This is a genomic window from Hugenholtzia roseola DSM 9546 (genome assembly GCF_000422585.1).
Classification (GTDB): domain Bacteria; phylum Bacteroidota; class Bacteroidia; order Cytophagales; family Bernardetiaceae; genus Hugenholtzia; species Hugenholtzia roseola.
Map to the genome: position 1 here is coordinate 171,042 of NZ_KE383884.1, position 14,359 is coordinate 185,400.

12 protein-coding genes are annotated in these 14,359 nt (G+C 41.3%); 2 read left to right on the plus strand and 10 right to left on the minus strand.

Features of this window, described 5'->3' with window-relative positions:
• Positions 1-11: 11 nt before the first annotated feature.
• The 8 genes from G500_RS0117635 to G500_RS24080 form a co-directional block, all read right to left on the minus strand.
• Positions 12-695, minus strand: coding sequence for a fluoroquinolone export ABC transporter permease subunit (locus G500_RS0117635; protein ID WP_027003507.1), 684 nt, complete (start codon positions 693-695; stop codon positions 12-14).
• A gap of 12 nt (positions 696-707) precedes the next feature.
• The gene (locus G500_RS24060; RefSeq protein WP_281169345.1) at positions 708-1,460 is read right to left on the minus strand and encodes an ABC transporter ATP-binding protein; all 753 of its coding nucleotides are present in this window, start codon (positions 1,458-1,460) and stop codon (positions 708-710) included.
• A 186-nt stretch (positions 1,461-1,646) separates the two neighbouring features.
• Entirely contained in the window at positions 1,647-2,249 is a 603-nt protein-coding gene (locus tag G500_RS25250) for a TetR/AcrR family transcriptional regulator (RefSeq protein ID WP_027003508.1), read from the minus strand.
• Positions 2,250-2,307: 58 nt separating this feature from the next.
• On the minus strand, positions 2,308-3,003 hold the full coding sequence (locus tag G500_RS25255) for a hypothetical protein (RefSeq protein ID WP_051203823.1): 696 nt from the start codon (positions 3,001-3,003) through the stop codon (positions 2,308-2,310).
• A 5-nt stretch (positions 3,004-3,008) separates the two neighbouring features.
• Complete coding sequence (locus G500_RS0117655; protein ID WP_027003509.1) at positions 3,009-5,810, minus strand: DUF2339 domain-containing protein; 2,802 nt, start codon at positions 5,808-5,810, stop codon at positions 3,009-3,011.
• A gap of 404 nt (positions 5,811-6,214) precedes the next feature.
• Positions 6,215-7,420 (minus strand): hypothetical protein, encoded by a 1,206-nt coding sequence (locus tag G500_RS0117665; protein WP_027003510.1) that lies wholly within the window; start codon positions 7,418-7,420, stop codon positions 6,215-6,217.
• A gap of 15 nt (positions 7,421-7,435) precedes the next feature.
• Positions 7,436-7,648 (minus strand): AtpZ/AtpI family protein, encoded by a 213-nt coding sequence (locus tag G500_RS24075; RefSeq protein ID WP_035757908.1) that lies wholly within the window; start codon positions 7,646-7,648, stop codon positions 7,436-7,438.
• Between the two features lie 80 nt (positions 7,649-7,728).
• Positions 7,729-8,172 (minus strand): bactofilin family protein, encoded by a 444-nt coding sequence (locus G500_RS24080; RefSeq protein WP_051203825.1) that lies wholly within the window; start codon positions 8,170-8,172, stop codon positions 7,729-7,731.
• A 288-nt stretch (positions 8,173-8,460) separates the two neighbouring features.
• Here G500_RS24080 and G500_RS25260 point away from each other — a divergent pair, with 288 nt between their 5' ends.
• Positions 8,461-9,447 (plus strand): C40 family peptidase, encoded by a 987-nt coding sequence (locus G500_RS25260; RefSeq protein WP_051203828.1) that lies wholly within the window; start codon positions 8,461-8,463, stop codon positions 9,445-9,447.
• Positions 9,448-9,536: 89 nt separating this feature from the next.
• On the plus strand, positions 9,537-10,016 hold the full coding sequence (locus G500_RS0117685; RefSeq protein WP_027003511.1) for a PaaI family thioesterase: 480 nt from the start codon (positions 9,537-9,539) through the stop codon (positions 10,014-10,016).
• Between the two features lie 139 nt (positions 10,017-10,155).
• Here G500_RS0117685 and G500_RS24090 read toward each other — a convergent pair whose 3' ends face one another.
• Both G500_RS24090 and G500_RS24095 read right to left on the minus strand, forming a co-directional pair.
• A complete protein-coding gene (locus tag G500_RS24090) occupies positions 10,156-13,185 on the minus strand; it encodes a WD40/YVTN/BNR-like repeat-containing protein (protein WP_035757975.1) in 3,030 nt (1,009 codons plus the stop codon).
• An 823-nt stretch (positions 13,186-14,008) separates the two neighbouring features.
• Positions 14,009-14,359: transposase (locus G500_RS24095; RefSeq protein ID WP_027003512.1), on the minus strand; the 351-nt coding region annotated here is incomplete at its 5' end.

Consider the following 14,359-nt stretch of genomic DNA (forward strand, 5'->3'; position numbering starts at 1 on the left):
ATTTTTTGTTTTTATTTTAAAAGATATTTTGTATAAAAAATTTCAGCCGCGTAATAAATCAAAGCCGTACTCAAAGGGAGGTAAAGTAGGGCATAGAGCCACTGCCAAGTTTGGAGCGGCTCGAAGGCGGCTTGAAAAAGCAGCAGGCAGGCTTGAAAGGGAAAAACATAAAGCCAAAGCGAATCTGTCAAGCCAAAAAAATTGAGCAGCGGCAGCATCAAAGGCGTTAGTAGGAAAGGAAAAATAAAGAAATATTGATTGATTGTCTTTACTCTTGCAACCCCTAAAAAGCCAATCCAAACGAAATGGAACGAAGAAAGACAAACTGCCAAAGCAAGGACAAAGTAGTTGCAATTCTTTTGAGCCGCCCACGCCATTATCGTACTCGCTACAAGCGCGACAAGGGTAAGCGATAACGCCTTCGCGCCTAAATAGTGATATTTTTGAATTGGTGTAACCAACAAAGATTGAATGGTATTTGCACTTTTTTCAAATAAAATAATAACTCCTATAAAAAGAAAGCCCAACATAGTAGGGTCTGTGCTAATGAGCAAGACCACCAAAGCAGTAGGCAGGTTATCGAAATAAGAAAAAAGTGCCACATACAAGGCTGTAATGAGCATCACGACTGCCAAGATGCGCTCACGCCATTGCAGACGCAATTCCCAAAGGGTAAGTTGTAATAAGGTTTTCATATTGTTTAAGATTTAGATAACTAATTTTTTTCCCGTAACTTCGATAAAAATATCTTCTAAGGTGGCTTCCTGCGAGTGTATCGAGTGGATATACTCCGTTTTGAGTAGGATAGGCAATGCCTCCTCTTTTGGTAGATTGTCTAAATTAAAGACTTTCTTTTGGGTAGGATTGCCATATTCTATCTCTAATAATCGCTTGCCATATTGCAATTTTAGTTTTTTTGGTGATTCAATAAGTGGCAATTTCCCTTCAATCATAAAAGCCAAACGGTGGCAGAGCTGTTCGGCATCATGCATGTGGTGTGTGGTGAGCATGATGGTTTTTCCTTCCTGCACCAGTTCCGCAATCATATCCTTGATGATTTTGGCATTGACAGGGTCAAGCCCAGAAGTAGGTTCATCTAAAAACAAGATGGGCGGATTGTGCAGCAAGGCGCGGATAAAATTAAGGCGCATCTTCATTCCTTTCGAAAAGTCTGCTGTTTTCTTGTGTGCCGCTGCGCCCAGTCCTACTCTTTCCAAAAGCATCATTATTCTTTTTTCAGAAATAGAAACTTTATTTTGATAAAAGGAAGCAAAAAAAGCTAAATTCTCAAAAGCCGAAAGTTTGCCGTAATGATTCGGAAGTTCGAAGCCAACGCCAATTTGATAGTACAAATCTGTCTTCCACTGACGCAATTCGCGACCATTGATAAAGACCTCGCCGCCGTATCCTTTGAGCAAGCCCGTTAGTATTTTTTGCGTCGTGCTTTTTCCTGCCCCCACTCGGACCTAAAAAGCCAAAGATTTCGCCCTTCCCGATTTCAAAGCTAATCCCCTGAATGGTAGGCACTTGCGCCTGTAGGTAGGCGTAGGTAAGATTTCTAACTTCAATCATTTTTGTATAATTTGCGTTTTGAATAAAAACCGACCGTTTGGTTTGTTTCGTTTTAAAAAAACACAAGCAAGCCCTTAGCCTTCAATCAGGCTACAAAACTGCTCGATGATGTGTTCGACTTCGGCGTACTTTTCTGGACTAAGTTGATGCAGAACAAAGACATGAAGCTCAAAACCATCGAGGAGGAAATAAAAGTGCTTGGCTAAGATTTCCACTTCAAGCGTAGGCTTAATTTCACCTCGCGCCTGCCCCTGACGGAAAATAGCCGCATAGAGGGCTAATTCTTTGTCGAGCAATTTGGCGGCACGCTCTCGATGGTGCGAAAAAAGTTGCATAGCTTCCAGTAAAACTTGAATATAGTTTGAATTGAAAGATAAATTTAAACTTTTTGCAATATTAGCCGCTACCGCTTTTTTCGCTGTCAAATAATCTTGAATATTTTTTCTAAAATGCTGCTGTGCATCAAATTCGTAAGCCACAATAGGGGCAGCAAGGGCGAAGAAGTAGGTTTCCAAGGCTGCATCAAAGAGTGCCTCCTTGCTGGCAAAATAGTGATAGAAAGCCCCTTTCGAAACCTTCGAAGCTGCTACTAATTGGCTCATCGTTGTATTTTTGTAGCCTTTTTCTAAAAAAAGACGAAAGGCTGTGGCTAAAATATAATCGCGTGTGTTTTCCATATTAAGAAATACCGACCGTTTGGTTTGTTTTACGCAAATCCTTTTAAAAGGTTACGGCTTACCATTCAATTTCTTCCAAATCGGGCAAGGCAGGCGAAAGATTAGGATTTAGGAGAAGCAAACGCCCCTTTTTGATGTGGGCATTGATGCGGCGCACTTCCATAAAATTTGGTTTTCTCACCGAAAGCGGTACTTTGATAAAGCGTGAGTCTTTTCTTTCAAAATTTTGATTGGCTTTGCTTTCGTAAAGCAGATGCCAGATAGTAGGCGTACCGCTGTAAATAAAACGGCAGCTATTTTGAACTTTGCCCCATTCTTTCAATTTTTTGTGGATATTTTCAAAAAAAAGTATTGTGTTTTGAAGTCTGATACGCGACCCCAATCGCGATTTGCCCTTCGTTTTAAGGTAATTGAGTTGGGCGCGTCCCTGTTTTTTTCGCACCATGTAAGCAGTAATGGCTTTGTGCTTCAAAATTTGCCCCTCTTCGGCGTATGCCAACGCCGCATAGCCCGCCTGCACCAAAATTAGATGGTAAGGCAGCGGCAGCAGCGGCAATCGCTCCACATAAGTAGCCAAAGACTCTTCGGGTAGTGGCGCGGGAAAGGGTAGGGGAAAGCGAAAGGCGAAAGATTTTTCCTCGCCCTGCCTGCCCCAAAGTATGTTTTTCTTTTTGTCCCAAAAAAGGTCGTTCCTATCTTGAGCTACTATTTTTTCCAAAAACAAAACCGAATCGGCGTATGAAAGGCGTTTCATGCGAGTTATTGCTCTTTTTCGCCCTCCGAATCGTCGTTAGGCTTTGTTTCATCTTTAATTTTATGCCAAAACTTGCGGAAAGATTCTACCGTAGGCAGGCGTTCCGAAGAAATGCGTCCGCCTTTGGGCATCTTAATCTGGTCTTTCAAAGACTTTTCTGGCTCTTTGTAGAGGTCGGCTAATTGCCCCTCAACTGTGATAGAATGTAATTGGTTGTATATCCAACTGATACGCAATAGGACAATACCTATCACGATAAGCGAAATAATTTTGCCCAAGAGTTCGAATCGCCAGAAGTCGACGATAAAAAATTTACCCAAAACCAAGATAAGCAAGACCATACCAAAGACGCGCATCTCACGCAGTTTCCAACGCATGCCCGCAATCACGTAGCCGAAAGAAAGCATTGCCCAGAAAGGAACAAAGCTATAAGTTTGAATCAAATCCACTAATTCCTCTACTATATCGCCCCTTTCAAAAAGCACTATCGTACCCAAATGCACCAATTCGCAAGTGGCATAAACCATTGCCAAAAGGTAGGTATAATAGGATAAAGTTGTGAATTGAGTAGGGTTTGCGTTCTCTTTGTGCGCCAAATCATATAAAATCCACGCCAAACCGAAAAGAGTCAGGGCTAAATTAAGGTAATGAAAAAAGAACTGTTCAAAGGCGTACTCATTGACGAAAATAGAACTTTCCAAGCCTGCCGCCACGCCTTCCAAGTGTTCGTTGCGCAGCGCAACGGCTTGCATCTGTCCCATCAATAGGTAGAGAACCCCCATCAAGACCAAGAGCAAACTCGAATTTTGCGTAGTGGCTTTGTAGTGAAATGTTTTTCCAAAAAGGCGCAAACCCAATAGAAAGAGCAAGTTGAAACAACCGATAAGCAGCCATCTGAAAGAATTATTACCAAAATTAGAAACATTGTGGTATAAAAGCTCGATGTTTCCTTGCAAAAACAAGATAAAGATGATAAAGCTCGAAAGTAAATCCAGATAAGAAGCGGTAGGCAGAAAGCCCATCTCCTCTAAATCGTCTTGGGAAGACATAAAGAAGATAAGCAAGCCCAAAGCCGAAAGGGTAAAGAGTGTCGAAAAAGTTGCGCCATTGAAGAAAAAGCGCATCAAATACTCTTTTTGATAAAAACTAAACCAGTTCATAAAAAGCGTAACGACCAGCAAAACGGTAGCAATCGTAGCGGCACGTTTGAGTAGGGGCAGAGAGAGCCTGATGCCTAAAAACATAAGCAATACGGCTTCTATTGCAAAAAAAGTATTCCAATGTTCTTTGGCAAGTAGGCGCACCGCCGCTAAGGAAATAAAGAAAATGGCACCCCCAAAAGTGGTGTAGTGTAGCTTTTGGTCTTCGTGTTTGCGCAGATACAAAACGCTGCCGTAGATGGCATGAAAGATGCCCGAAAAGATAAGAAACCAATTGAAATAAGGCAGATTATCGGTTCGATTCATCACAACGTACATAGAAAAAGTGTAAAAAAGGCTATTGGTTATCAAAACCAAATAGTTCATTTCACTAAGCGGAATTCCTTTTTTGACACTAAAAACGACGTTGGTTAGGAAAAACACCAAATAATAAAGCGTTGCAAAAACAATCGCATTGTTTATATCCTGTACCAAAATAAAGTTTGCCTCAAAAAGCAGCCACCATGAAAAGACGACAATAGAAGTGAGGAAACTGATGGTGCTGACGTGAATCCATTTTTTGTAGTAAGAAATTGCCAATCCTAAGACGTTGAGGAGGAGCAAATAGGTAAAGACGACGCTATAATTGAGTTGCGAACTGCCGTCTTCATATTCGAGCATTGCCGTATTTTTAATGACCCAATAGGTAGTGAGAAAGCCCATAATCACTGCCATATTGCCCAAGTTTTTCTTGTCGTGCCAAACGGCTATGCCAAAAGCCAAACAGGTGATACAGAAATTGATAAGAAAAGCGACAATTTGATTACTAATATCAAAATCGTCGAAAAATTTGAACGAAGTATAATAACAAACCGCTATCCCGCCCAAGACCAAAAGGCTGCTAATAGTATTCTGTTTGCGCACTCGATTGCCCTGCCAAAGCATCAAGCCGCCCAAAGTAAGCCCAATAAGCAACTGACCGCCGTTGGAAATGTAACCCCTTTCGATGCCCAAATTGATAAGCAAGAGAATCCCCACAATAAGCAAAAGCATACCTATTTTGCTCATCAAATTTTCGGCGACAAAGGCTTCAAAATCGCGCTTGCTCTCCTCTACAATCTCACCTATTTTGCGCTCGATGCCTTTGGTAAGATTTTTTTGAAGCGACTCCTGCTCCTGTTCTTCCAAATCGGAGAGGTCTATATCGGTTTGGTCGGGCTGATATTTGTCGGGATTTTCTTCCTCGTCGGCAAAAACTTTGAGATAGACCCTACGCCCTCGCATCAAAACGTCGCCTGTTTGCAGGTTTTCGAGCGGCTTTTTTTGCGGACGCACCCCCGTATAAACGTTTTTGATATTGTTTTCATAAATCAGTTTGACTTCCTCCTTTTGTGGAATTTCGCCATTTTCCAAGAGTAGCAAATAGGTTCGGTCGTTTTTGGCTTCGGCATACTCTATCGGCTCATCAATGGTTTCCTCTTTGTGTTCGGTAACCATGCGCTTGAACTCATCTAAGGAACGCAACAATTCCTCCTCTTCCTGCTCCGCCTTAGAAAGCGGTGCGGAAAAGGCGACATTTTCCTCTATTTTATCCAAAGATACGCGAGGCGTTCCTTCGGGTTTAGGCGCGTTGGGCGCGTCTTTTTTAGGGGGCTTATTTTTTTCCATACAACGACAAAATCCGTTCAGGCATCACAAAAAATGACAGTGGAGGATAGGATAATGAAATTAGGGCTTAAATTACGCTTTTTTTCTGAAAGCCACAACTTTTATTTTGCAGCAGCACGAAAAATAGGCAGGGTAGGAAATTATATGGATTTTTTGTGAATAAATTTCATACAATTTTTAGTATAATTTTTTGATAAAATATTACAAATAATTTGAAGTAATTATTAGTATTAAGAGTATTTTTTACAGAATAAAACTTAGCTAAATTTTATTTTTGGGTATGAAAACTCTTTTTTATTTCAATTTTGCTTCAAAGAAGGCAGTGCCTTGTCCCTACATTTGCGCCTAACTTTTAGCGTTTAACATCATTGGGCTTTCCCTATCCGAAAGCTAAAACAAAAAATTTAGTCGTAATAAAGAATATAATATTCAAAACCAAAACCACCTTTGTATAATACTATCGGTAACTTATCACCCTTTTTGTAGCGGTCGAAGAAGGCTTTACTCACACTCATATTATTTTTTTCATAAAGTTTTTCCTCACATTTTAAACTAATTTGATAAATCGGACTCTTGCTGCTACCTTTTTCATTGATATTTTTCCCTACAATAACAAAATCTTGTCTGTAACTTTCTTTATTTTTTTGAGTAAAAATATTGATATAAATAAAATTATAGAAAAGTAAAAACACTGAAAATGTCAAAAATACCAAAGACCAAGCTGGACTATCTTCCTTCAATAATTGCCGTACTTTTTCAAAGAGTAGCAAAAAAGCAAGAAAAAAGAGCGTTAGAAAAAGTGCTGCAATAGCATGATTTTCACTTTTGATTAAAAAATAATTTTGATATTTCAAGAAGTTATAAAATTGCAGTATAAGGGCAGGCAATAATAGATTTTGCACCATGATAGGACGCACCGAATTGGCGTAGCCCGATATCTTGACAAGTCCCGAACCTGTAAGGTAGAGAAAAAAAGAAAAAAGGGGAATCAGAAAAGAAAGAAAGTAATATAATTTTTCATTTTTTAAGTCCAAAGTTGAAAAATAAAACAAAGCGGGCAGCCCTGCCACAGTTGCGAGTGTGAGCAAATTTATGAGTATTCTATAAAATCTTAGCTTCCCTTTTCTAACTTTCAGGGTAATTCCGTAGTGGCTGTTTTTTTCTATATCCAATACATCGGCAAGCAACTCCTGACTATCCAGATTGGTCAAATTCAACCGCGCCCACTCACAGAGTTCCGTATAATTTTCAATCCTGCCCTCGATGACAAATGTGCCTATTTGAAAAAATTTTGCCTTTCGATAAAACTTGATATGGGGCTGCCTGCCCGTCACCAAGCGAAAACCTTGTATTTGTTCTTTTTTAAATACAACTTTATGCAAAAAGGAGTGAAACACAAGGCTATCTTTCCGAATTTCGAGGCGAAAGAAAAGGATAACCAATTTGTCTATCAAGATAGTAAGCGCGAAAAAAAACACAGCAAAAAGTATTTCTTTCACCTGATACACAAAAGCCAAGACTGTTGCCAAAGACAAGACAAAGAAAAGCAACAAGATAAGAAATTTTGCGCCCTGTTTTTGTTTTGTAGAATATGTAAATACATTTATCATTTTAGGTCATAAAAGTTATTCGTCTTGTTTTAAAGCACGAATGAGGCGTATAAAAAATGAAGTAAGTCCTACAAAAATGAGCAAAATGGTAAAGATAGGAAACTTAAATTCAAGATAAGTATCCAAACTATTTCCTGCCCAAGCCCCTAAGACTACCGCTCCAATCATTTCAGACCCCAGCGCAGTATATTTGAGATAGGGATTTGGCTTTTTAGGTGCAGTACTCATGCAGTATTCATTTTGTTTTTATTTTTGTTTTTATTGAAAAAAACCTACAAGATAGTATCCTATCTTGTAGGTTTTAAAAGTTAGGCAGGCATTTTTTCGCCTTCTTTCTGCTTTTTGGTCTGTGCCGTTACGATTTGCGACTCGCCTTGTAGCTGCGGTGCTTCGCCTACTTTGCACTGTCCATAGACTTTTGCTCCCGGCTCCATGACCATGCGAAGGGCAAAGATGTCGCCATTTACAACGGATTTCGCCTTCAAGGTAAGCTGCTCGGCTACGTAAATATTGCCATTGATTTCGCCTTCAATTTCGGCATGATTGGCTTGTAAGTTCCCATTCAGAATCGCACTTTCGCCCAAAGCCACCTTCGATTTAGACGAAATGTTGCCATTGAGTTCGCCATCGATGCGGATATTTCCATGTGTGATGATGTCACCGATAATCTTAGTGCCTTTCCCAATGATATTATTCGACTCCACCTGTGCTGTCGGGGCATCTTTGCTGTTTTTATTGCCAAAAACGTTCATACTTAGTAAATTTGATTAAAGGTTGGAAAGAAGAGTGAAAACGTGGGGTTTTAAGTGCGCTTTCTTTTGGGTACAATTTAGAGAAAAAAAGCGAAATCTAATATTTTTTCGCTCAAAAACCCCTTTCTGACGACAAAAAACACGTTCCTACCCTTAAAAACGAACCCGAAAAAGGTGCAAAACACTTATTGGCTCAAATTTGGTGCAGACAGAAACATTTGCACCGCTACAAAAAAAGGCTTATCTTAGCGCAAATAAAACATCAAACATCAAATCTTTTTACTACCCATGCGCCACAAACGATACCGCTTATTCTTTATCTGGATAGGACTCTTTTTCCCTTTCTACCCAATAATGGCACAAGAGGCTGCCACTGCGCCTGACAAAAATTTCCAAAAATTAGACCAATTATACCAAAAAAATAAACAACAAGCCTGCCTAAAAAAAGCAACTAAAATGGCACAAAAAGATAGGCGCGACCCTACGCCGCTTCTTTTTTTCGCCCTTTTGGAGTTTGAAAATTATAAAAACAAAGGCAATGCGCCGCAGCGTCTTTCGCACCTCAATAAAAGCATCATTCATTTGAGAAAGGCACAAAGCAAAGACCCCAAAAGAAGGGTTTTAGACCATAAAAAAGAAGTCTTGACAGAAATGGCAAAAAGTATAGAAAAAGAAGCCGATTTTTTTCAAGATAATAAAAAAGAAAAAACTGCCCTTTTTTACTACAAACACCTCGAAAGTCTTTTCAAAATTCGCACACAGAACTATCAACTCCTTTTAGACCAGCAAGTGCGCAGCCAAACGCTCGCCGAAGAAGTGAGCAAGACTCCTTTTAGCCCTCAAAAGAAAGTAGATAGCCTTGCCAATTTGCGCTATTTTATGGCATTGGAAGCCGAAAAATACTTGGGCAAGCCCTATCAATATGCAAGTTGTAACCCCGAAGTAGGCTTCGACTGTTCAGGTTTTACCTCGTTTATTTATCAAAAGTTGGGCGTAAAATTGCCGCGCGATAGCCAATCTCAAATCAACTTTGGAATGGAAATAGAACCCGAAGGACTCTTGGAAGTGGGCGACCTTATCTTTTTTCAATCCACGCAAAGTGGGCGAAAAAAAGGGCGCGTCAGCCATGTCGCCTTAGTGATACGCGCCAATGTAGATGAATTTGCGGTTATTCACGCCACCTCGCGCGGCATTGTGATTGATAGCAGTGAAAGTTCGGTTTGGCAGGACTATTGGCAGCCGCGTATTTTGGGGGTCAAGCGCATTTTGGAATAAGGCGGCGGCAGAATTTGGGCATTTTCCGATAAAAAGCGTAACTTAGCAAGCCTTCTCTATTTCAAGTTTTCCATCTAATTTATCGGTCTATGAACCCTTCTGAATCTGAACAAACGGCGGCTTTTGATAGACAAGCCTTCGAAAAAGTAGTAGCACTTTACAATAAACACAATCAATTTGACGCTGAAAACGGCATGCGCTTGGAAGTGCTTGCGCCGGGCGAAGTGCGTTATGAGATGTTGGTAGAAGAAAAGCACACCAGCTCGCCCGGACATTGTCATGGGGGGGCTTTGGCAGGACTGATGGACTCGGTCTTGGGGTCTTCCGCGCTCACCTATGCCTTCACACAAGGAAACTTGTGCGCAACCGTAGAATTTAAAATCAACTACTGCCAACCTGCTCACCTGAAAGATACCCTTGTGGCAGTAGCGCGAATAGACCATGCGGGCAAGCGGCTTATTGTATGCAGTGGCGAAATCCGACTAAAAACAGACGGCACACTTATCGCAAAGGGCTTGGGAACATTCAATCTCTATCCGATGAACAAGAAAGAATTTCTTTGGGTTTGAAAAACCTTATTAGAGCGGCAAAGGCTCAAAATTCCCAAACGCCAGTCAGGTCAAGTGCTATGAAAATGCTTGTCTTTTCAAATAAGGCAACTGATTTTTCAAACTTAACCCGACTGGAATTGCGCTTGGTGCAGCCTTTCTAAGGCGTTTTCTTTTGTTTTCGGCGCGAAGGGGCTTCTTGGGGTGCAAAAAGCTCGAAGACCTGCTCGGCGCGATTTTGGGCAGTCGCAATTTCTATACGATACTGTTCAGATTTGCCCTCAACATTTGTATAGAAAGGCGAAAGGTAGAAATTGCCGTTTTCGCCTTTGTGCGCTTTGCTCGTTTCGGCTTGCTGTGCCTGCACTTGAAAATGATAGGGTATAAAATTCAGCCCTTTTTCAAGTTCGGTATCAAATTGATACAAAATTTCGGTTTCTTTTTTAATGATGATAGTAGCTTTTTTTGCCTCATTCGACCAGACCACTAACTCCATTTGAGGCTGATTTTCGCCCTGCCACCAGCTCGCTTTGCTGCCCCATTTTTTGCTAAAAGTCTGATTTTGAAGGGTATAGAAATGCAGTGGCTTCTCCAAAAGGGCAGGCGTGAGGCTTTCTATGTATTGCAAGTCTAATAGCCAAAGCGAACGCCCATGTGTAGCGACTACCAACTTTTTATCACGCGCCTGAATTGCCAAATCATGCACTGCCACGTCGGGCAATGTAGTGGAAACGCCCATAAAATTTTTACCTCTATCCAAAGAAAGATAAAGTGAATGGTCTGTACCTACATACAAAATGTTTTCGTTGTGTGGGTCTTCTTTCACCACATTGATAGGTTCGGCAGGCAGGGCATTGCCGTATTTGTCAAAAGGCTCTTCTACGCCAAGCCGCTGCCAAGTTTTTCCAAAATCTTCCGATACAAAAAGATAAGACTCGAAATGGTCGTAACGGTAGCCATTCAAACTCACATACACACGCCCAAGCGCGTGATGCGAAGCCTCTACCCTGCTCACCCAAAGGTTTAGTTTGCGTACTTCGGCAGGCAGATTATCCGAAACGCGCTCCCAAGTATAGCCCATATCCTTGCTAAAATGTAATAAGCCGTCGTCTGAACCTACATATAAATAGCCAAACTTCAAAGGTGATTCGGAAATGGAAGTAAGTGTGCCGTAGGGAACATCTCCCTCTTTTCCGCCCTGTGTTAAATCCGAAGAAAGGGTTTCGAAATGTTCGCCCTTGTCCAAAGAGCGGTGAAAACAATTTGAACCCAAATAAAGCACATCTTGGTTATGACGCGAAAGCAAAATAGGGGCTTGCCAATTAAAGCGAAAAGGCTTCTGACCCAAAATTGACGTTGGCGTGATGTATTTGGTTTCGCCTGTGGCTTTATTGATGCGAAAATAATTGCCAAATTGATAACCTGTATAAACTAAATTGTTGTCGCGCGTATCAATTTGCACCTGCATGCCATCGCCCCCCATCAAATTTTGGTAGGGATATTTGCCCTCCTGCTGCCAAGCCGTAGAGTAGTTGTAAGTGTGTGGCGCGTACCAAACGCCATTATCCTGCATGCCACCATAGACGTTGAAAGGCTCTGCCATATCTACATTGACGGTGTAAAATTGAGATACAGGAATGGTATTGCATTTAAACCAATTTTTTCCATTATTGTATGAAATATTGATGCCGCCATCATTGCCCAAAATCAGGTGTCCCTCCCGTTTGGGACTGACCCAAAGAATGTGGTGGTCGACATGAACATTGTCGCCATTGATATTTTCCCAAGTTTTTCCTCCGTCGGAAGAAGCCAAAATAGGCACGCCCAAAATATAAATTTTATTTTCGTCAAGCGGCGAAATGGCAATGCTCCCAAAATAATAGCCGTAAGTATAAATCAAATCATCGATATAACCCTCGTGCGTTTTATACCAATTTAGCCCTGCATCATCGCTGCGATAGACCTCACAGCCTTTAATGGGCGTATTGAAAAGGTCGTCGTTGGCATTTTTAAGAAAATCGGCTAAGGCTTTTGGTGCAATTTGATTGGTTTGAATTTTCTCTCTAATAGTTTCGGCTGTGTATTGTATCGGAAAACGATAGGCATCTAAAAAGTCGTTGATGTCCTCGTCTGAAAATTGTAGAAAATCAGCATTTTTCATGGTTTCGAGGGCATTTTTCTGAATCTTCAAAGCCGCCCTTTCGTCCTTTTCAAAGCCTACTTTTTGGGCTATTGTTTCGGTTTGGCTGCGCTTTTCTTGGTTGTCTAAAAAGGCATACAGCACGTTTGAGTTTTGGTGTGAAATCGCAATTCCAATTCTGCCTACGCCTTCCGAATCGGGAAAACCTTTTGAAAGTGGCTCTACTAATTTTTGCCAACTTTTGCCGCCGTCATTGCTTTTGTAGAGTCCTGATTTTTTGCCTGCCTCCTCAAAATTCCAAGCCTGACGGCTGCGTTGCCAAGCGGCGGCATATAGCACTTCTGGATTTTGTGGGTCGAGGGCTAAATCGATAACCCCCGTCTGGTCGTCTATGAAAAGCGTCTTTTCCCAAGTCTTGCCACCATCGGTGGTTTTGAAAACACCTCTTTCAGGATTTGAACTATACAGATGCCCTATCGCCGCTACCCAAAGGGTATTGCTGTCTGTGGGGTGCAAAATAATGCGGCTGATGTGTTGGGTTTCTGCCAAGCCCTTATTTTCCCAAGTCTTGCCCCCGTCGCTGCTTTTATAGACCCCTGCCCCTGCATAGGAAGAGCGGCTCGAATTGCTTTCGCCTGTGCCTACCCAAATGGTTTTGGGTTGTAAAGAGGGCTGCGGCTGCCAAGTAGCGGCTATATCGCCGATAGTCATAACTGCCTGATTATCAAAGAGCGGAACGAAGGTGCTGCCGTTGGAAGTAGTGAGCCAAAGTCCGCTCGAAGCATAGGCAACCAAAAAAGCGGAAGGGTCGTTTTCATTCACCGCCACATCTACCACGCGCCCGCTCATAATGGTAGGCGCGATATTTTGCAGTGGCACATTTCCAACAACAGACTCGGCTTGTAGGCGTTTTCGCGTTTCGAAGGCTTGCAGGCGCGTCTGAAAAGGGGTAGAAATATTTTTCTGACCCTCATTTTTGGGTTGCTGTTTCTTTTGTGCCATCAAACCCAAAGGCAGCGTCAAGAGAAACACAAAGAGAAGATTTTGCATAATTTTTATCATTTTCAAAAAATTTATGATTGTTTTTGCAATTATTTTACAGGATTTTTCAGACAGACGGCGTTGTTACAACGATAAAAGCCTCAAATGCACCCTGCCCCAAACCCTAGGGGTCTTCAAGACCCTTAGGGTTTAAGTCCAAATTTTATTTCGTGTCAAATTTGACAAAATAAGGTTTTTCGCAGAGCTTAACATTACAGGAATAGAGGGGCAAGGAGCTTTGCTCGAAGCACAAAACCCCGTTTTTTGACCTTCTGACCGTTGTAACAACGCCCAAACAGACTACAATCCGTGTTACACAAATTTATACACACAAAGAAAAAAAAGCGAACCCCATTAGTGGCAGAAAACCCTAATAGCGGTTCGCAGTACGATTTCAGACCCGAAGGATTTGGGAGAGCCTTCGTTTTTGTATCAAGCAATAAACGTATTTCTGAATTTTTTAAGATTTTCTTAGTGTTGTTGCAACGATAAAAGCCTTAAATGCACCCCACCCCAAACCCCAGTAATGTTAAGTTCTGTAAAAAAACTTGTTTGGTCAAATTTGAAGCGAAATAAAATTTGGTTTTGAAACCCTCCCTTTGGGGGAGGGCAGGGTGGGGTTCATTCCTTTTTTATTTCAATCTCACTGCGGAAAAGGCAATGCCTTGTCCCTACATTCGAACCTAATTCTTAGAATTTAACATCACTGCCCCAAACCCCGCCCCTATTATGGCGGGGCTTTGATAGGGTATCATTTTTTTTGCATTTATGCAAAAAAAATGATTTGGCTTTCGAACCCTCCCCTATGGGGGGAGGGCAGGGTGCAGTAATGTTAAGTTCTACTCATAGTTAGGATATTTTGAAAATGAGAACAGAATAAAATTTGGCTGTGTGTGATTGTTTGTTTGTAATACTTTGTCATCAGGTTAATGACAATGGTATTCAAAATCGCTCTATTGACAGCGTGATTAGGTTGTTTGACTCTGTTTTTATCTTGTTTAAAGATAACATCTTTATTCTTATGCGCCTTATTTTCAATATCCCAATGTTTTCTGATGCCCAAGTTGAAAGCGTGCGCGGAAAATTGCGCCTCTTCCAACTTTGCACTTGAAACATAGAACCGAAAGGTACTAATTTGACTCTTTGGGGTCAAAACAGTTTTTGACACTTTCACAACCGTTTC

Excerpts from the sequence above, each read along its gene's own strand:
- G500_RS0117655 (WP_027003509.1), bottom strand. The coding sequence starts at position 5,810 with ATGGAAAAAAATAAGCCCCCTAAAAAAGACGCGCCCAACGCGCCTAAA.
- G500_RS24090 (WP_035757975.1), bottom strand. The coding sequence starts at position 13,185 with ATGCAAAATCTTCTCTTTGTGTTTCTCTTGACGCTGCCTTTGGGTTTG.
- G500_RS0117685 (WP_027003511.1), top strand. The coding sequence starts at position 9,537 with ATGAACCCTTCTGAATCTGAACAAACGGCGGCTTTTGATAGACAAGCC.
- G500_RS25255 (WP_051203823.1), bottom strand. The coding sequence starts at position 3,003 with ATGAAACGCCTTTCATACGCCGATTCGGTTTTGTTTTTGGAAAAAATA.
- G500_RS0117635 (WP_027003507.1), bottom strand. The coding sequence starts at position 695 with ATGAAAACCTTATTACAACTTACCCTTTGGGAATTGCGTCTGCAATGG.
- G500_RS25260 (WP_051203828.1), top strand. The coding sequence starts at position 8,461 with ATGCGCCACAAACGATACCGCTTATTCTTTATCTGGATAGGACTCTTT.
- G500_RS0117665 (WP_027003510.1), bottom strand. The coding sequence starts at position 7,420 with ATGATAAATGTATTTACATATTCTACAAAACAAAAACAGGGCGCAAAA.
- G500_RS24080 (WP_051203825.1), bottom strand. The coding sequence starts at position 8,172 with ATGAACGTTTTTGGCAATAAAAACAGCAAAGATGCCCCGACAGCACAG.
- G500_RS24075 (WP_035757908.1), bottom strand. The coding sequence starts at position 7,648 with ATGAGTACTGCACCTAAAAAGCCAAATCCCTATCTCAAATATACTGCG.
- G500_RS25250 (WP_027003508.1), bottom strand. The coding sequence starts at position 2,249 with ATGGAAAACACACGCGATTATATTTTAGCCACAGCCTTTCGTCTTTTT.